At 45.5% G+C, this 19082-nt stretch carries 13 protein-coding genes; all 13 read right to left on the reverse strand.

Annotated features, from left to right (window positions below; translation table 11 throughout):
- Positions 1-133 precede the first annotated feature (133 nt).
- Positions 134-1687 carry a DUF1501 domain-containing protein gene (locus ABDV94_RS19360; protein ID WP_343748874.1) on the reverse strand — a complete coding sequence of 518 codons (1554 nt, stop codon included), beginning with the start codon at positions 1685-1687 and terminating at the stop codon, positions 134-136.
- A 22-nt stretch (positions 1688-1709) separates the two neighbouring features.
- Positions 1710-3323 (reverse strand): DUF1800 domain-containing protein, encoded by a 1614-nt coding sequence (locus tag ABDV94_RS19365; RefSeq protein WP_343748875.1) that lies wholly within the window; start codon positions 3321-3323, stop codon positions 1710-1712.
- Between the two features lie 119 nt (positions 3324-3442).
- Positions 3443-5713: a CotH kinase family protein gene (locus ABDV94_RS19370; protein ID WP_343748876.1), complete on the reverse strand. Its 2271-nt coding sequence runs from the start codon at positions 5711-5713 to the stop codon at positions 3443-3445.
- 65 nt (positions 5714-5778) lie between these two features.
- Entirely contained in the window at positions 5779-6735 is a 957-nt protein-coding gene (gene queG, locus ABDV94_RS19375; RefSeq protein WP_343748877.1) for a tRNA epoxyqueuosine(34) reductase QueG, read from the reverse strand.
- A gap of 3 nt (positions 6736-6738) precedes the next feature.
- Complete coding sequence (ruvB, locus tag ABDV94_RS19380; protein WP_343748878.1) at positions 6739-7758, reverse strand: Holliday junction branch migration DNA helicase RuvB; 1020 nt, start codon at positions 7756-7758, stop codon at positions 6739-6741.
- 71 nt (positions 7759-7829) lie between these two features.
- Positions 7830-8237 carry a GxxExxY protein gene (locus ABDV94_RS19385; protein WP_343748879.1) on the reverse strand — a complete coding sequence of 136 codons (408 nt, stop codon included), beginning with the start codon at positions 8235-8237 and terminating at the stop codon, positions 7830-7832.
- A 349-nt stretch (positions 8238-8586) separates the two neighbouring features.
- Positions 8587-10395 (reverse strand): cbb3-type cytochrome c oxidase subunit I, encoded by a 1809-nt coding sequence (locus ABDV94_RS19390; RefSeq protein WP_343748880.1) that lies wholly within the window; start codon positions 10393-10395, stop codon positions 8587-8589.
- A gap of 30 nt (positions 10396-10425) precedes the next feature.
- Positions 10426-11709, reverse strand: a complete 1284-nt coding sequence (locus ABDV94_RS19395) for a cytochrome c oxidase subunit II (RefSeq protein ID WP_343748881.1) — start codon at positions 11707-11709, stop codon at positions 10426-10428.
- Between the two features lie 33 nt (positions 11710-11742).
- Positions 11743-12939, reverse strand: coding sequence for a quinol:cytochrome C oxidoreductase (locus ABDV94_RS19400; protein ID WP_343748882.1), 1197 nt, complete (start codon positions 12937-12939; stop codon positions 11743-11745).
- 28 nt (positions 12940-12967) lie between these two features.
- Positions 12968-13714 carry a cytochrome c gene (locus ABDV94_RS19405; protein WP_343748883.1) on the reverse strand — a complete coding sequence of 249 codons (747 nt, stop codon included), beginning with the start codon at positions 13712-13714 and terminating at the stop codon, positions 12968-12970.
- 45 nt (positions 13715-13759) lie between these two features.
- Positions 13760-14296, reverse strand: coding sequence for a DUF3341 domain-containing protein (locus ABDV94_RS19410; RefSeq protein ID WP_343748884.1), 537 nt, complete (start codon positions 14294-14296; stop codon positions 13760-13762).
- A gap of 8 nt (positions 14297-14304) precedes the next feature.
- A complete protein-coding gene (nrfD, locus tag ABDV94_RS19415) occupies positions 14305-15750 on the reverse strand; it encodes an NrfD/PsrC family molybdoenzyme membrane anchor subunit (protein WP_343748885.1) in 1446 nt (481 codons plus the stop codon).
- Positions 15751-15769: 19 nt separating this feature from the next.
- Positions 15770-19072: a TAT-variant-translocated molybdopterin oxidoreductase gene (locus ABDV94_RS19420; RefSeq protein ID WP_343748886.1), complete on the reverse strand. Its 3303-nt coding sequence runs from the start codon at positions 19070-19072 to the stop codon at positions 15770-15772.
- Between the last annotated feature and the right edge of the window lie 10 nt (positions 19073-19082).

The raw sequence follows: 19082 nt of genomic DNA on the forward strand, positions 1-19082 counted from the left end.
TTTTGTATACGTTCTTGCAAATCACGTGGATTTCCGCAGAACGTTCAAAATGGTTACAACCCGGCTCTTTGCATCTTTTCTTTTTTGTTTGAAACGCTGAGAAGTAAAGAGCGCAAAGGTTTGATCACGTTTTTTAAATATTCTTCAGTTTCATCAATTTCTTGCTAAACGTTCCGGAATTCTTGTGAACCGTCACCATGTAATTGCCCGAAGGTTTTCCGTCGAGCTGAACCGGAACCAGGTGTTCACCCGGCTGGAATTCTTTCGAGCAGACTTCCGATACGAGTGTTCCTGACAGGTCATAGACCCGGATTGTAACGCGTTCATTCGAACAGGTAAATTTGAGCGTTGTCTGATCGGCACATGGATTCGGGAAAAGTGATACGTCGAGCGCTTCCTTGTTTTCATCCAATCCGAGGTTACATGAATCCAGCACCGGGAGAAAGTTGATCGTTTGTTCGAACATTCCCTGGATTTCCTGCGGATCTGCTTCGAACCAATCTTTCAAAATAGACGCGTAGACATCGCGGAAATCAATTTGCATCGGAATACCCGCCTGATCTACGATCGTGTTGGAGATAACCGGATTCGGCCCGATAATGCCAGAACTGACACATCTTCCGAACAAGAACAAGGGTGCTGCATCTCCGTGATCGGTTCCGTCGCTTGCATTGGATGCAATCTGGCGACCGAATTCGGAGAAAGTCATTCCGGCAACCCGGCTTTCGATCCCCAATAAATGTAAATCGTTTTGGAAGGCAGCTACCGCTTTGGAGATTCGCGACAACAAGTTTGCATGGTCTCCCGTTGCAGGAGCACCCGATACTACCTGTGCGTTGTGTGTATCAAACCCGTTCACGTTGACGATGTAGATTTTTGTTTTCAATCCGCCGGAAATCATCTGGGCAATGTAGCGCAGGTTTTTCGACACATCGTCATTCGGGTCATACATCGTGGAAAGCGTATTCCCTGCATTGGCAGCCGCATTGACCTGCGCTCCGTAAGCATTTGCCTGCGTGATGAGCGTGGACAGGTATTCCATGTGTGCTCCGTAATAGGTTCCGTCATTCACCTGACCGGTCTCCACCAGGTTGTAACTATCGAACGGATTATTGATTGCTACTGAAAAGTTGGCCGCCAGTCCCTGACAGGTTGCAGACACTTCATATCCCATACTGATCGCAAACGGATCCGGGTTTTGGGTATTCGGATAAGCATCCGGGAAATTCGGGAATTCCTGGTCGAGGTATCGCCCCAGCCAGCCACGTGTTGCATTCGGATCCAGCATCCCGGAAGTCCAGATGTCCATCGACCGGAAATGGGAACGGTTTTGTTCGGGGTAACCCACGTTCTGGAGAATCGACAACTTTCCTTCGGTAAACAGATCCCGCATGCCGGTCATTGCCGGGTGCAGCGCGTTGTTCGGTGTAATCGTCAGCAGTTGGTTTTGCGGGATCAGGATATTCTGGCGCTGAATCGTCAGGTTGGCATACTGATCCAATGGAATCAGGGTATTCAATCCATCATTTCCCCCGTTCAGGCGGATAATGACCAAAACACGGTCTTCGGCTGCCCGGGAGGTTTTGAATAAATCTTCCGTAACGGCTCCGAATTTAAAGTTCTTTAAAATCAGTGGTGCTCCAATGGATGAAAGTGCAACCGACTGTACAAAATTTCTTCTTTTCATAATTTCTGATTTGAGTCTGCACTTACATTACCTGGAATTCAGGCAACTGAAATAATCGGTATAGCACCAGCTCCACCCGTTGACGCACCGGCGTACTCACCGTGGTATTTCCGGGATCGGCAATATAATCGTTGTATTGGATGGTCCACTCAAAATCCGGCTGGCCGTTGGTCAAAATGGATTTCAACACGGTTTTCTCCACCAAAGAAACGCCTTTGCAGGTGAAGACTGTCAGGATATCGTCAATGACTTGCGGTGCACTGGACGGCAGACTCAGGTTGTCGAGGAAATTCAGCGCATTCAGCTTGAAGGCATTTCCATTGACCACAATTCCATTCGTAACGGTCATATAAGCCCCCAAATCGAAGCGCAGTTTCAATAAGCTCGAATTCGCCCACAAACGAGAAAAGGCAGGAGTTTGGTAATAGGCCGTCCAACCGCCCACACTCGGCGCCCGCAGGTATTCCATTCCCATCACTTGCGACAGGTAGTACACATTCAGGTAAATTTCGTAATTCACCGGAACGCTGTAGTTGGGAACGGAACCAGAAGCATTCAGCATGGAAAACAGGACCTCCAGCGGATTTTTAATGATGGCTCCACGTACCGAAATATCGTAGAAATGTTCACTTTTCAGCAATTGCTCGATGACCGGAAGCACTTCAAAATTGTTTGAAGTCAGCGTGGCAGCCATATCCGCAATCACCGTACTTTCAACATTCGCCGTAAGGTCGTAGTTGACAAACCAACGGTAAATTTTCCGGCACAGGTATTTCGCCATGTTTGGCTGGCTGAAAATGATGTCGATGTAATTGGCATATTCCAGGTCGCCGGCATCCGGCACGGTAGCGGAACCGAAGTAGGAACTCAGTGTTTTACTCGAAGAATCATGCAGCACCGAATAAAACACATTCGACGGCTGGGAAGCGGTGGAACTATACAAATCCAACACTGTCCAACCCGTGAGGATTTTTGCTCCGGCAGCCACATCGGCCTCAGTATAATTGGAATAATCTCCGGGACCAACCTGCGCTCCTTTTCCTACCGTAAATAATTCCAGCAATTCACGGGCGTAATTTTCATTCGGGGAATACAGGTTGTTTGTTGCTCCATTGAGGAAAAGCAGCATCATCGGGTCGGTCGTCATGTCTTTCACCAGCTGCTTGAAATTTCCCAGGCAGTTTTGGCGGTATTTTTCATGCATTCCGTAAACAGCCTTCGCTTCGTTTGTTCCATCCACACCAAAGTGGTTTCCCCAGAACAAACACATTTTCTCGCGAATGCTTACATCTGGCTGATTGATTCGCTGCATGAACCAGGCTCCCAGTGAAAAAAGCCGTGCATTATTAGTCGGCCCTGCGTTGCTGGCAGGATAGACATCGTTTACCCAGGTTGAACCGATCGGGGTCACGGCTTCGTCGGCATGAAAAGCCAATGGAGGTGAAACACCAGGGATAGTCAGTAGTTGTGTTACAGTTGCATTCATCCCGTTATTCACTGCGGCTGTGATCTGGCTCAAAGTTGGGCCGAACATGGTTCTTCTCAACAAGTGTGCAGCTTCGGCTTTTGTCCAAGTCCCGGTGTAGGGAGTTAAACTCAATGAAACGGGCTCCTGTACGTTTTCTTCAGGAATCATAATAGTACGTTTTAGCGACCGGAATGTACTACAAAAAGTCGGAACAGGCAATGTACACGTCACAATTTGCTATTCCCGGTTCATAACCGGTAAACAGATTGTTCAAACAACAACCGCACTTAGTACTTGATCACCGAAATAGTTGCCAGGCTTCCCGATTCGTCCTGAACCCGCACCAGGTATGTACCGGGTTGCCAGTTTTGCGCTTTCACGATTGTTGAAGTACTTTCCAGCATGCCGTTTGTAACCTGGCGTCCGGATAAATCATAAACCACGAATGTCATATTCGCCACTCCCTGTATGGTAAAATCCGCGTTCCCGGGGTTCGGATAAATGCTGATTTGATCCTGTAACAAGTTTTCCAGGCCAAGCGTACAATTATTCAACGCATCAAAGGTCGGATTCGTGAACGTAAAAGTACCGCCGTCAGGACAACGGGCATACGAAATATCTTGCGTTTGTGACCCGAAATCTACCTGGTCGTAGATCGTTGTTCCATCCGAAAGAATCACCGACTCTCCGGAAGCGCTCAACTTGAAATTCGTGTGCAAACCACTTTGTTCCGTGTCATTATCGGCCCAGAAAATCAACACATCGTGCGCATTGATTGCCGTTCCGACCGGAATCTGCCATTTGGTCAAGTTGGTCACATCATCCGAGAGATACAAACCGGATAAATCTTTTGCCGTTGCTGTCTGATTGTACAATTCCACCCAATCATCGCTTTCTCCGTTCGAATCATAAGCGGTTGACCCATTATCCGCCATCAGTTCATTGATCAGGATATCTCCTGAAGCCGGCAGCGGAATAGCCACATGCAGTACATGAAATTCGTGCTCCGCACGCGCAGGGCTAAACACTCCGGCGTTCGTATTCTGAGCATAGATGTAGTACTCCATCGTTATACCGCTGAGAACGACATCCACTCCATACACCTGATCTCCGGCAGCGCCGTCATGATGCATCCCGTCGTCAAACATTTGAACGCGGTTGAAGCGCAGCGGATGTTCCAGGCGATACCCGAGAAATACTTCCGATTCATTTGAACACGTAGCTGTAATGGTGACTGTCTCACCATAAGCAGGAGCATTGTTACTTGTAGCATATGCTGTAATAACCGGCGCCGACAGCAAATAATCGGAATTGGACTGAAAATAGGTGACACGCGCATCCATCAATTGCTGGATTCCGGGGATGGAGGTTCCTCCTCCCGGGCCTCCGCCGCTTGTTACCGAAGTTGTCAATCCATTCTGGAATTGTGTGTACGTATAAAATTTATACGGATCGGCCTGTACGGAAGCATCGATTGTTGTGCGCAGGGAATTTGCGGTCGTGAGGTAATCTCCCGAAACAAAAATCTCTTGCAAAATGGTTCTGAGATGCGCCATGTACATGCGCTTATAGGTCGGATCAGCAAGCATTTTCACAATCAGGGGATGATTGGAAGACGTGCTGTTCGAAAAAGGGTCGAGTGTTGTTGCTGTGTAGGATTGTCCCTGTGCCGGTCCACCCGGAAATCCGGCAAAGCTCATGTTCAAATCCCATACGGTTGGAACAAAGCGGTCGTTGAGGTCTTTGTACACGTAATAATTCTGACGAAATGCCCCGGAATAGGAATCCAGGTTCACCAGTACATTGTTGTATGCAAGCATCCAAAGCGCACGGTCTACATCCAATTTGGATTCGATGGCTGAAAAATTGTTGTTGAGTGTATTGGTCAAATTCACCAGGTCATTCCATCCGTAATCCGACTTCAATTCGTAGCCGCTGGCATAGAGGGAACTGTCTGTACCCAGGTATTTCAAATCCGGGCTGCCACTACTTCCCGGGCCTGCTCCACCAACCGGGTTACACTTGAAGAACGAACCGTCGGAGGTATAGTAATGATCGCCGTTAAATTTCTTGTTGATGGATTCGGCATTGGAGTAGACCCCACGCAACGTTCCGTTGATGTAGACATTGGCGAAGTTTGCTTTGGGACAATCCATGTACTGTTCCAAAATCGCGTAGGAAAGCACTTCACGAATCATGGAAGGATCCTGGTAACCGTTCTGGAGTTTGATATCTGTGTAGCCTTCGTAATCATAACTTCCATGTACATAATCCAGTTCGATGTGAATCGGATTCTTGTTGTAGTTTTGGTTGTAGGAACTGTTTCCCTTGTATTTTACCCCCACACTGTCATAGGTAACACCGTTGATCCGGACGGAATCTGCCAGCAAATAGTCTTCTGTTGTCGTGGCAAGGGCATCCAGTTGCGCATCCCAGTCTGAAAAACCGAAGAATATCTCGATTTTCTGAACGGTTGACCGGTCGTACAATCCCTGTGCAAGAGCATTGCTACCAAAAGAGGCGCTGATAAGCACTAACAGTAAAAGCGTTTGTTTCATGTTGTAGTTTTCCCTTTGATTTCATTTATTACCAAAGGTTTAACGAATCATTAAAATAACATGAACTAACTATCTTCCCGGGAAAAAGACTTGCCTGTATCTGTGTTCACAAACGAAATATTGCGTTTCAAACCACTAAACCTGGTACGTTTGACAGCACTTCCCTTGAAAACGGATTGAAAAGTAAGCTCATCCAATTCCAGCCATTCTTCGCGGGAAAAATGGAGAATTTCATCTTTCGCCCGGAAATCGGTTTCGTTGTGTGGTTTGGAAAACCGGTTCCACGGGCACACATCCTGGCAGATGTCACAGCCATAAACCCAATTTTTCATGTTTCCGCGAAACAACTCCGGTAAGTCAGAATCACGAAGTTCGATCGTTGCATAGGAAATGCATTTCGACCCGTTGACGATGTAAGGTGCTTCGATGGCTTCGGTCGGGCAGGCATCGATGCAGCGTGTACAGGAACCGCAGTAATCTTTGATCGGTCCGTCGGGTTCCAGTTCCAGGTCGCAGATGATTTCCGCCAAAAAGAAAAAAGAACCGGCTTTCGGCTGAATCAGGTTTCCGTTTTTACCAACCCAACCTACCCCGCTTTTCTCTGCCCAGGCTTTTTCCAGGATCGGTGCGCTGTCCACAAAAACGCGTCCTTCGATATCCCCGATTTCTTCCTGAAGTTCGGAAACGAGTTGGCGCAATCTGGCTTTAACCACATCGTGGTAATCTTTGCCGTAAGCGTATTTGGAAATTTGAAAGGTATCTTTCCGCTGGGTGTTTGGCGGGAAATAATTATATGCTAACGAAATAACGGTCTTTGCTCCGGGAACAAGCTTCCGGGGATCGAGGCGCAGATCGAAGTGATTTTCCATGTAGGACATCTTTCCCTGCTTTTCGGCTTTCAGCCAATTGGCCAGGCGAGGCTCTTCCGAAGCCAGAAAATCTGCTTTGGAAAACCCAACTGAAAGAAAACCGAGGTTTTCAGCTTTTGTCCGAATGAGTTTCTTTAAACGATCCTGTTGCATGATTTAAAACAACCCGCCTTGCTGCCAGCCCATATCGAACCCGAGGTGCTTGAATGCTTTTTCGGTAGCTTTTCGTCCTCTAGGTGTCCGCATCAAAAATCCTTCCTGGATTAAAAAGGGTTCGTACACTTCTTCCAGGGTTCCGGCATTTTCCCCGATCGCCGTGGCAATCGTTGTCAACCCGACAGGTCCACCTTTGAATTTGTCGATCAGGGTTCTCAAAATCCGGTTGTCCATTTCATCCAATCCGTATTTATCTACGTTCAATGCATCCAGTGCGTGCTGGGTAATAGCCAATGTAATTGTTCCGTCTCCCTTCACTTGTGCAAAATCGCGTACGCGGCGCAAAATGGCATTGGCAATACGGGGCGTTCCGCGGCTTCTCCGCGAAATCTCAAATGCGGCCTGCTCCTGGATCGGAATATCCAGCAACTCTGCCGATCGCTCGATGATGGAAGCGAGTGTTTCGACGTTGTAGTACTCCAGGCGGGAATTGATCCCGAAACGTGCTCTCAGAGGCGCTGTAAGCAATCCTGAGCGCGTGGTGGCACCAATCAGGGTAAATGGATTCAAACTGATCTGAACCGTGCGTGCATTCGCCCCGGAATCGATCAGGATATCGATACAGTAATCTTCCATCGCCGAATAGAGGTATTCCTCCACTACCGGGCTTAAACGGTGAATCTCGTCGATGAAGAGGACATCTCCTTTGCTCAGGTTGGTCAGCAACCCGGCCAAATCACCCGGTTTGTCTAAAACAGGACCACTTGTGACCTTAAACCCGACATTCAATTCGTTTGCAATGATGTTTGCGAGAGTCGTTTTTCCCAATCCCGGCGGACCATGCAATAATACGTGATCCAGGGGTTCATCGCGCTGCACCGCTGCTTTGACGAAAATTTCGAGGTTTTCAACAACCTGCGGCTGACCGGCGAAATCATTCAATAATTTCGGGCGCAGGACTTTGTCGTATTCCTTCTCCGGATTCGATGCCTCTGATCTATAGTCGAATGATTCTTCCATATGTTACTGACAAAAATACAAAATAAGCACTCATCTTCGTGAACCACATAGAAACATAGAACACATAGTTTTTATTCTTGCAGTTCCCGATATAGTGAATTAACGAGTGTCTTTTGTCCTTCACGAAAAATACTCGTACAATTAAAATTGATGAGTACACCTTTCGGTGAGCCTAACAGTTTCATATATGTCAATAACTGGGCTTCAAATAGTGGTTCAATAGCTTTCGAAGCTTTCAATTCTACAACTATGGAATCTGCCACATATAAATCACAACGTAATACTGTTTCCAGCCTTTGCTGATCATAAACAACAGGAACTGCCATTTCGGTCTTGAAAGGAATATTTCGACTTGCCAATTCAATCTTCATACACTCGTGATAAATACTTTCCAGTAAGCCCGGCCCTAATTGTTGATGTACTTCTATAGCAGCACCAATAATATCATAAGTCAATTGATCCAAATAAGATTTTGTCATAATAATAAGAATAATGGTTTGTCTATATAATATAATAAAAATTGTCAACGTATTGCCTATGTGTTCTATGTTTCTATGTGGTAATTAAATTCTATCTATTTCCAAGCAACATAAACAATACCTGCACAGGGTAAAAAAAAACACATAGACCACAGAGCTTGCTGTTTATAAAACTTTACACAATATCCCTTAGAACGGTTCTATTGTGTACTATGCGCCTTCGCTGTAGCTTGTCCATCGCTAAAGCTACTGGCGACACGCGATCAGCGTAAGCGTTGTTCCTATGTGGTAAAAAATAAAAAATCCCCACTCGTTGCCGAATGAGGATTCCAATTTTATGCTGAGGATCTTAGTGATCTCCTTCTTCGCCTTCCATAAGCGGAACGATCTGAGGAATGAAGTCCTCTTCTGCTCCTGGCTTAGAGTAATCGTAAGGCCAACGGTGAACTTCCGGAATTGCTCCTGGCCAGTTTCCGTGAACATGCTCTACCGGAGTCGTCCACTCCAATGTATTCGATTTCCAAGGGTTTTGAACCGCTTTCGGACCACGGTAAATACTGTAGAAGAAGTTGAACAAGAAGATCAACTGACCGAATGCAGCGATGATTGCAAATACTGTAATCACTACGTTCAGATCCATAATCATTTCCTGAGAGTTTGCATTGAAATCTCCATATACAGAGTAATCGTAGTAACGTCTTGGCGCCCCAGCCAATCCAACGAAGTGCATTGGGAAGAATACCCCGTAAGCTCCAACAATCGTCACCCAGAAGTGAGCATACCCCAAACGTGTGTTCAACATACGTCCGTACATTTTAGGGAACCAGTGGTAAACTCCGGCAAACATTCCGAATACTGCTGACATACCCATTACAATGTGGAAGTGAGCTACTACGAAATATGTATCGTGAACTGCGATATCCAAGGCAGAGTCAGCAAGGATAATACCTGTTACACCACCTGTGATGAACGTGGAAACCAATCCAACGGAGAACAACATAGCAGGAGTGTAGATGTTGGATCCTCTCCAGATGGTTGTAATGTAGTTAAACACTTTTACCGCTGAAGGAATCGCAATCAACAAGGTTGTAAATACGAATACGGAACCGATGAACGGGTTCATACCTGTAACGAACATGTGGTGACCCCATACGATGAACGAAAGGAAACCAATTGCCAGGATCGAACCGATCATTGCACGGTAACCGAAGATCGGCTTGCGGGAGTTCGTAGAGATTACTTCCGAAGTAAGACCCAATGCCGGTAACAATACGATGTATACCTCCGGGTGACCAAGGAACCAGAACAAGTGCTGGTACAACAATGGTGAACCTCCGTGGTTTTCCAACATTTCAGAACCTACGATGATGTCAGAAAGGTAGAAAGAAGTTCCTGCCAAACGATCCATCATCAACAACAAGGCTGCAGATAACAATACCGGGAAAGACAATACCCCTAAGATTGCAGTAACGAAGAACGCCCAAATGGTTAAAGGCATGCGCGTCATCTTCATTCCTTTTGTACGCAAGTTCAAAATCGTTACGATGTAGTTCAATGAACCCAACAAAGAAGAAGCGATGAAGATACTCATGGAGATTAACCAAAGTGTCATACCCAATCCGGAACCTTCGATTGCCTGTGGCAATGCAGAAAGCGGCGGGTAAACTGTCCATCCTGAAGATGCTGGTCCTGTTTCGATAAACAAAGAGAACAACATGATCAAAGATGAGATCAGGAACATCCAGTAAGATAACATGTTCAGCAAACCGGAAGCCATATCACGTGCACCAATCTGCAACGGAATAAGCAAGTTTGAGAAAGTTCCGGATAATCCACCTGTTAATAGGAAGAATACCATGATCGTACCGTGAATGGTTACCAATCCCAGGTACATACTTTCTTTCAACACTCCTCCGGGAGCCCAGGTTTCACCTAAGAAGAACGACAGGAAGTCGGAAGGTTCACCAGGCCAAGCCAATTGAATACGGAACAGGATAGACAATAACATTGCCACCACTCCCATAAATACAGCAGTCAAAAGGAACTGCTTTCCAATCATCTTGTGGTCCTGACTAAAAATGTATTTAGAAATAAAACCCTCTTCATGGTGGTCATGTCCATGAGCGTCGTGATGTGCGTGTGCTTCGTGAGCTGCCATGATTTTATTTTTTACTTATTGTTTTATGAATTACTTGCTTGCTAAGGTTGCTGAATCACCAGCTGCTGCTGTTGCAGTTGAATCAGCCGGAGCTGCTTTTGGTTTCCCTACCGGGTAAACATTTCTGAATGTCTTACACTGGTCAGCTGCTTTCGGATCAAACTTGGAAACGCGTGCATACCACTTGTCGTAAGCCGGTCTGTCCAATACCACAACCATCAACTTCATTTTGTAGTGAGAAGAACCACAAATCTTGTTACACATCAACACGTAGTTGAACTTCGGATTATTCATTTTGTCACGCATCTCCGATGTGGTAATCGAAGGTGTGAACTTAAATCTCGTCGTTTGTCCCGGTACGGTGTTCATCTGAGCACGGAAGTGTGGGAAGTAAGCAGAGTGAATGACGTCTTTTGAACGGAAGTTGAATTCGTAATCCTGTCCTTTACACAAGTACAAAGTATCATTCGCATTGAAAACGATATCATCCAATGCACGTGCATCCAATGCGCTGTTGTGACGTGATTTCAATTGGTACAGCATACGAACCATACGTTCTTTCGCCCCCAGATCTTTTACCATCAAAGCGTGGTCTTCCGGTGCGAAGATCAATTTCGGATCGTTCAATTTTGTCTCCAAAGCACGGATTCCGGTTGAACTGTTTTCCATACTGTCGATCGCATCCTGGATCGTTTTTGTTGTCAACAAAGCCAACGGGTTGTTATCGTTTGTCAATTTGTAATCGAAGTAACCTAATGTGTTATCATCTCCGGACATACGAACTGTCCAGTCAAATTGCTTGGAGAACAACTCGATTCGGATAGCTTCTTTGGAAGCATGATCGGTTTGCTCGTTCCATGATTTCAAACCAAGGATGATGATCACCGCCAGAACCACTGCAGGAACTACCGTCCAAGCTAACTCCAAACGGTTGTCATGCGGGAACCAGTATGCTTTCACTCCCGGTTTGCGTACATATTTGAATGCAAATCCGAACAACAAAGCGTTTGTCAGGAAGAATACTGCTGTAATGATCCACAAGTTCAGATCCAGCAACGAGTCTGTTGCTTTACCATGAACAGATGCTGCTTCACCGCGTCCTGAAAAACCATACTCAGTGAACAGGTAAATCACAGATGCGAAGAACGCAAACATAAACACCAGCAATAAGGTTGCATTCAAGCGGTTATCGCGGTTTGGAATGTCCTCCTCACGACGGTTTCTTAATTTAGAAGAAAGCTCGTACATGCGCACCAGCTGTGCGATTGCAACTACTCCTAAAATGATAACTATTAATACGATTAACTTTGTCATGTTTTTTATTTTATCGTAACAACAAGTGCCTTATTAAATTTCGTGGTGAATACTTTCGTCCAGGAACGGGTGATTAACAGGCATCAATGGTGCTTTAGTCAAGTTTGTCAAGATGATTCGGATAAAGAATCCTAAGAACAATAAAGCCATACCAATTTCCATAGCTCCGATGTATGCATGTTTACCCATCGAACCTCCCATGACCATCAGGTAAGCGTCTACCCAGTGACCAGCGAAGATGATAACTCCAACAGCAGTCAATACACCAGCGTGGCGTTTCGCATCACGAGACATCAACAACAACATCGGGAATGCGAAGTTGATGAAGAACATTCCGAAGTACAAACCTTTGAAATCCTCAATACGCGTCAAGTGGTAAGTAACCTCTTCCGGAATGTTTGCGTACCAGATCAGCATGAACTGAGAGAACCACAGGTAAGACCACAGGAATGAAGTAGCGAATGTCCATTTTCCTAAATCGTGGATGTGGTTTTCGTTTACTTTATTCAGGTATCCTTGTTTCTTCAGGTACAAAGTCAATGTTACCAATACAATCATAGTAGAACACCACATTCCAGCGAATACATACCATCCGAACAAGGTTGAGAACCAGTGTGCATCGATTGACATAATCCAGTCCCAAGCAGAAGTGGAGGAGAACACTGCGAAGAACACCAGGAACAAAGCTCCTTTTTTGTAATTCGCAAAGTGAATCGCTGTTCCACCTACTCTATCTTCTTCCAATGAACGCATTTTGAATCCTCTCCAGAAGATGTAGTAAACGCCCATGTAAGCTACCGTTCTGATCCAGAAGAACACCTGGTTCAAATAAGCAGACTTTTTCACTAAGATCGGATCGTGCTCCACATGTGCATTGTCCATCCACACATAGATTCCTCCACCTTTCATCAAAGAAAGAGTCAACAAGGTTACCAGCATCAATCCGATACCGTAAGGCAAATAACCAGCTACTCCTTCAATCACACGCTTCACGGAAGCATACCAACCTGTTTCAGTTGCGTACTGTAAAGCAAGGAAGTACAATGCTCCTAAACCGATTGCGAAAAAGAAGAAACTATCTACCAACAGGTTTCCTAAGAAACGTGTTTGGAAGTGATCACCTCCATGGCATTTAAATTCGATCCAAACACCTAAACAGATGCCGATAACTCCCAACAACATCAGGACTACCGTAAGGGATTTTGCTTTTGATGAAATCTTGAATTCCATTTTTATTCGTTTTCTATCTTAGTAAATATTACTTTCCTGTTGTATCAGCAGCAGGTTTTGTTGTTCCCCATGCAGGAAGTCCGTTTGCATCAAACGTTCCGTAGTTGGAATCCTGGAACTTTCTTACGTAGTGAACCAAGGTCCAGATCTCCTTCTTGTTCAGCAAAGATGCATGGGATCCCATCATACCTTTACCGTAATAGATTGAGTAGAACATTTGTCCTTCAGCGATAGTCAAACCAGACAATACTGCCGCACCGGAATAAGCTCCGGAAGCAACCATCGGTCCGTTTCCGTCACCTTTCTCACCATGACAGTGATTACAGTTGATCGCGTACAATGCCTTCCCGTCTGCGAACATCTTATCGGCTACTTCTTTTGAAGTCAGCTTCAACGGGTTCACATCAGCTGCAGCCAATTTGTATTCGTAATCCGCATCTTCGTTGGAAGACAAGTCATACTGATACAAACCATGAGTTTCTGCAAACAACCTTCCCGGCAGGCGGTGGTATGGAAGCAATGTATGAACAGTTGCCGAATCTGTACCATAATAAGGAATTGCATAACGCGGCGGAACCATTGCGGAACGATGCATTTTCAACTCGTCATTGATCTGGCCGCGAACTTCACCATAATCAACATACGGTTCAATCGCAGGAGAACGATACATATCAGGCATGTATTCTAAACCTGCACTATCAGGATCAGTAGTACACGCTGCAGCAAGCAACGCTACTAATGAAAACTGTGCAAATGCCTTGAATTTTACTTTCATCTGTATTGGTCTTTAAACGCTGTAAGACTTACTATCTACAGTTAATTAATGAATATCTTTTTGATCTACTTCTATCACTCCTGTCTCATTCAACATGGACATCAATTCTGTTTCAGAAAACTGGCTGTTTTGAGACAAGCGCAATTCCATTACGAATTTATCATCTGTTGTACGAGGATCCGGGTTCGTTGCCGGCATTCCTGGCAATGTCTTATTCAACAATAAGTATGTGATTGCCATTCCGTGAGCCGCACACAATACGGTGAACTCGAACGTGATCGGAATGAAAGAAAGAACGTTATCCAAATAAGTATCATTCGGTTTACCACCGATGTTCATTGGCCAGTCATGAATCATAAAATAGTTCATTCCCAGGGTTGCCAATGTCGTACCGGTCAAACCATACAGGAACGCCATGATTCCCAAACGTGTCTGTTTTACACCGATGATTGGATCAATACCGTGAATCGGGAACGGAGAAAACACGTCAGCTACTTTAACTCCTTTAGCGACTAACTTCTTTGCACCATCTTTCAGTACATCGTCGTCGTCATACATTGCATAAATTACTTTCTCTGCCATGTTTCCTATTAATGATTGTGAGTATTATCGTGGTCATCGTGTCCGTGACTATGACCGTGTTTTGCAAAATAAGGGTGAACCGGAGCGGTGTCGTTCTTGTAAGATTCACCGGAAGACTTCAGGATTGTTTTCAATTCGTTCAACGCCAATACCGGGAAGAAACGAGCAAACAACAAGAAGAATACAAAGAACAATCCGATCGTTCCTACATACACACCTAAGTCAATGTGGCTTGGGTAGTGCATAGACCAGGAAGACGGCAGGTAATCTCTGTGGATAGATGTTACGATAATTACGTAACGCTCGAACCACATACCGATGTTTACCACGATCGAGATGATGAATGTAAACAATAAGCTTCTGCGCAATTTGCGGAACCACATCAACTGAGGGGAGATTACGTTACAAGTCATCATCGACCAGTATGCCCACCAGTATGGTCCTGTTGCACGGTTAAAGAATGCGTATGCTTCGTACTCTACACCGGAGTACCAGGAAATGAACAACTCGGTGATGTATGCCGTACCTACGATGGATCCGGTTACCATGATAACGATGTTCATGTACTCTACGTGTCTGGTGTGGATGTATGCTTCCAGCTTCATCGCCTTACGCATTACCAGCAAAAGTGTTTGTACCATCGCGAATCCGGAGAATACCGCTCCCGCTACGAAGTACGGAGGGAAGATCGTGGTATGCCATCCAGGAATTACCGAAGTAGCAAAGTCAAAAGATACAATGGAGTGAACCGAGAATACCAATGGAGTTGCAACACCTGCCAAAACCAATGAAACCAATTCGAAACGGTTCCAGTGCTTAGCGCGTCCTGACCATCCGAAAGAAAGGATGGAGTACATCTTCTTAGGAATCGGTTTTTTCACGCGGTCACGGATCGTAGCGAAGTCAGGAATCAAACCGATGTACCAGAATACCAGTGATACGGAAAGATACGTAGAGATCGCAAATACGTCCCATAAAAGCGGCGAGTTGAAGTTTACCCACAATGAACCGAATTGGTTTGGCAACGGAAGAGTCCAGTAACCTACCCACAGACGTCCCATGTGAATCAACGGGAACAAACCTGCCATGAATACCGCGAAGATGGTCATCGCTTCCGCTGAACGGTTGATCGCCATACGCCATTTCTGACGGAACAATAACAATACTGCTGAGATCAGGGTTCCGGCGTGACCGATACCTACCCACCATACGAAGTTGGTGATATCCCAAGCCCAACCGATGGTTTTGTTAAGACCCCAAACTCCGATACCTGTACCTAACAGGTAGAAGATACATCCTACTCCGTATAATCCGATAATTAATGCGATACCGAACAAGATGTACCACATGCGTGGTGCTTTATCCTCAATCGGCTTACATACGTCATCAGTAATCTCGTGATACGTCTTGTGACCTAATATGAGGGGTTCACGAATTGCAGCTTCCTTATGCATTAGACTTTATTTTTAGCAATTAATGATTTGACTTACTTTCCTGTTTCTCCGCATGAGCTCCATGTGAACCATGGTGTGCTTCAGCTACCAATTTGTCCAGATCAGCATTTTCGTTGTTACGAATTTTCACCTGGTACCAAACATTTGGCTTCACTCCGACCTCTTCCAAAGCCTGGTAAGAACGCTTATCTCCTGATACTTTACGAATCTTAGAGTTTACATCATTCCAGTCTCCGAATACGATTGCTCCTGCAGGACAAGCATCTGAACAAGCTGATTCGAAATCGCTGTCCTGAACTGTTCTGTTCTGAACTTTCGCCTCCAGTTTCACTGATTGGATCTTCTGAACACAGAAAGAACATTTCTCCATCACACCACGTGTACGAACCGTTACATCCGGGTTCAATACCATACGACCTAAATCGTCTTGTGCCGGGTTGATTTCAGTAAATTTCTTGTAAGACGGGTAGTTAAACCAGTTGAAGCGGCGTACTTTGTACGGACAGTTGTTCGCACAGTAACGTGTACCGATACAACGGTTGTATGTCATTTGGTTTAATCCTTCATTGGAGTGTGTTGTTGCAGCAACCGGACAAACCGTTTCACACGGAGCGTGGTTACACTGCTGACACATCATCGGCATGTGAACTACAGCCGGGTTTGCAGTAGGGAATTCAGATGCTACGTAATCCAAGTGTCCTAAAACAGGATCTTTACGTGTTCCTACAGCTGCTTCTTCGCTGGAAGCAAAGTAACGGTCGATACGCAACCAGTGCATTTCACGACCTCTTCTTACTTCGTCTTTACCAACTACAGGAATGTTGTTCTCTGCCTGACAAGCGATGATACAAACACCACAACCGAAACACTGGTTCAAGTCAATAGTCATTCCCCAACGGTGACCGATGTTTTCTACCGGATGTGCATCCCACAAGTCAAACTCAGAGATCGGAACTTCACCTTCATGTGTATGCAACACGTGTTTGTGGTTGTAAGCTCCCGGCTCTTCATTTTGGTAAATGTCCAAAGTCGTTTCTCTCACGATGGAGTTACGGGACATTACTGTATGATGAATCTGCGTTGCTGCGATCGGGTAAAGATCAGATCCTGCTTTTGCAATGGAACCTGATACGTGGTTTTGGTAAGCCCCGTTTTCCCAAGTCAGGAAGCGGAATGCATTTTTACCAACTGCTACACGATTTCCTTTTTCGTCTGTTTCGAAACCTCCGTATTGTTTTGTTACGAAAGCTGCGTTACCGATTTCCTCATTTCCTTCTCCACGTCCGTAACCCAATGCGATACCGATTGTACCCGCAGCTTGTCCCGGTGATGGATAAACAGGAAGTGTGATGGATTGGCTTCCAACTTTTACAGTTGCCATGTTCAATCCGTGCTCCTGGTCGAAAGTAGTTGCGTAACCTTCTTTCGTCATCGTCTCAGGAGACATGGTAATGTAGTTATCCCAAGTCACTTTAGAGATCGGATCCGGCATTTCCTGCAACCATGGGTTACCAGCCATATCTCCGTTTCCGATTCCTGCTTTTTGGTACAATACTACTTCAAGAGCTCCACCCTTCGGCAATTTACCCGCAAGGCCATTCATTGATGCTTCGTTGAATGTTACTGGAGCCGCAGGCATCACAACGTCTTCGTTACAGCTATTGTGGATAGCCATTTCAAAGTAAGTAGCGAAATCTGCGTATTTTTTCTGGTACGGGAATCCGTAAACTTCCCAGTTTTTAGAGATGTATTCGTAGGCTACACGGGAGTCTTTTCCTCCGCGTTTTGCCTTACCAGCCCATACCAACACAGATTCCATTGCAGGAGCGGTGTCGAACAATGGACGGATAGTAGGCTGAGCGATTGCGTAGTGACCAGCTTTCGGATTGTAGTCCATCCAGGACTCCAACGCGTGGTGGTCAGGTGCAATGTATGTTGCTTTAGAAGCTGTTTCATCTGCGTATGAAGACAATGAAACGCTCAATTTTACTTTTTCAAGTGCCGCAGCAAACTCTTTACCGTTCGGTAAGTTGTAAACCGGGTTTGTTCCAAGGAAGAATACGGCATCCGGTCCTTTTCCTGCGATTACGTCAGCAACGAATTTCTGCATTTTCGCATCTTCGGACTGGAACAGTTGGATTTGCTTGTCGAAACGGATTGTTTTTCCGTAAGCTCCCAACACATTGTTCAGTTTGTTTGTCAAAATCTGAACCGCTTTGTTATTGGAATCTGTAACAACCACTGACATTCCTTTGGAAGCTTTCAATGCTTTTACAGCTGCATCAGCTACTGCTTGAGCTTCTTTCGGCAAAGCAGAAGCAACTCCTGCATTTACTCCGAATTTACCCAGGATGTAAGACAATACATTTGCCTGCTCACTCGGCTTGATCATTCCGCGGTAATCTGCGTTAGATCCGGTGATAGACATATTGGATTCAAACTGGAAGTGTTTGCTCATCCATTCTCCATCCGGGTTACGGCGTTTTCCGTAATCAGCAGAGAATGCGTTTCCAAGCAACCAGGTGCTCAGGAAATCAGCACCGATACTTACAATCGTTTTTGCCTGAGTGAAGTCGTAATCCGGAATAGCTCTCATTCCGAACGTTTCCAGGTTTGCTTCACGCATTCCGTTGTAAGAAATTGCGTCGTATTGAATGAAATTAAAGTTCGGGTGAACAGTTGCCATTCCTGTAGCATCTTTCGTTTCTCCGTAGATGCTTGCAGACAGGTCTGCGATTGCTCCCTGCATGGATGGCGAAATAACAGTGTTCGCAACAAATGCTACTTTCCCGTTTGATTTCTTGATATCAGCCAAAGCAGCTTTCACTGCTCCATCCAGTTTATCCCAGGAAATATCTTTTCCTTTCGACTGAGCTGTTTTCAAACGAGCGTTATCGTATAAAGAAAGTACCGAAGAAACAATCTGAGGAGTCAATGCTCCCTGAGTGAATCCGAAATCACGGTTCCCTTTGATATAAATCGGTCGACCCTCACGTGTTTTCACAACGATGCTTGCGTATGCGTTACCATCGTAATAGGTGGACGCGTACCAGGTTGCAACACCCGGATTTACGTTTTCCGGTTTGATTACGTAAGGAATAGCTTTAGTTACCGGAGCCTCACATGCAGCCACTGTAGCAGCGGCAACACTGAATCCCAGGAATTTCAGGAAGTCACGACGCGCCGTAGATGTCTCTGCAAGCTGGTCGTCACTTAAGAATTCGTCAACAGAAACAGACGGAGAAAACTCACGATCTCTTGACTCAACGAACGCAGGTGTTTCATGCAATTCATCAAGACCTTTCCAATATTTTTTTGACATAGCCATAATC

Source organism: Fluviicola sp. (genome assembly GCF_039596355.1).
GTDB lineage: Bacteria > Bacteroidota > Bacteroidia > Flavobacteriales_D > Crocinitomicaceae > Fluviicola.

What these genes read in the sequence shown, in the direction of transcription:
- ABDV94_RS19360 (WP_343748874.1), bottom strand. Translation starts at nt 1,687, where the DNA reads ATGAAAAGAAGAAATTTTGTACAGTCGGTTGCACTTTCATCCATTGGA.
- ABDV94_RS19365 (WP_343748875.1), bottom strand. Translation starts at nt 3,323, where the DNA reads ATGATTCCTGAAGAAAACGTACAGGAGCCCGTTTCATTGAGTTTAACT.
- ABDV94_RS19370 (WP_343748876.1), bottom strand. Translation starts at nt 5,713, where the DNA reads ATGAAACAAACGCTTTTACTGTTAGTGCTTATCAGCGCCTCTTTTGGT.
- queG (WP_343748877.1), bottom strand. Translation starts at nt 6,735, where the DNA reads ATGCAACAGGATCGTTTAAAGAAACTCATTCGGACAAAAGCTGAAAAC.
- ruvB (WP_343748878.1), bottom strand. Translation starts at nt 7,758, where the DNA reads ATGGAAGAATCATTCGACTATAGATCAGAGGCATCGAATCCGGAGAAG.
- ABDV94_RS19385 (WP_343748879.1), bottom strand. Translation starts at nt 8,237, where the DNA reads ATGACAAAATCTTATTTGGATCAATTGACTTATGATATTATTGGTGCT.
- ABDV94_RS19390 (WP_343748880.1), bottom strand. Translation starts at nt 10,395, where the DNA reads ATGGCAGCTCACGAAGCACACGCACATCACGACGCTCATGGACATGAC.
- ABDV94_RS19395 (WP_343748881.1), bottom strand. Translation starts at nt 11,709, where the DNA reads ATGACAAAGTTAATCGTATTAATAGTTATCATTTTAGGAGTAGTTGCA.
- ABDV94_RS19400 (WP_343748882.1), bottom strand. Translation starts at nt 12,939, where the DNA reads ATGGAATTCAAGATTTCATCAAAAGCAAAATCCCTTACGGTAGTCCTG.
- ABDV94_RS19405 (WP_343748883.1), bottom strand. Translation starts at nt 13,714, where the DNA reads ATGAAAGTAAAATTCAAGGCATTTGCACAGTTTTCATTAGTAGCGTTG.
- ABDV94_RS19410 (WP_343748884.1), bottom strand. Translation starts at nt 14,296, where the DNA reads ATGGCAGAGAAAGTAATTTATGCAATGTATGACGACGACGATGTACTG.
- nrfD (WP_343748885.1), bottom strand. Translation starts at nt 15,750, where the DNA reads ATGCATAAGGAAGCTGCAATTCGTGAACCCCTCATATTAGGTCACAAG.
- ABDV94_RS19420 (WP_343748886.1), bottom strand. Translation starts at nt 19,072, where the DNA reads ATGTCAAAAAAATATTGGAAAGGTCTTGATGAATTGCATGAAACACCT.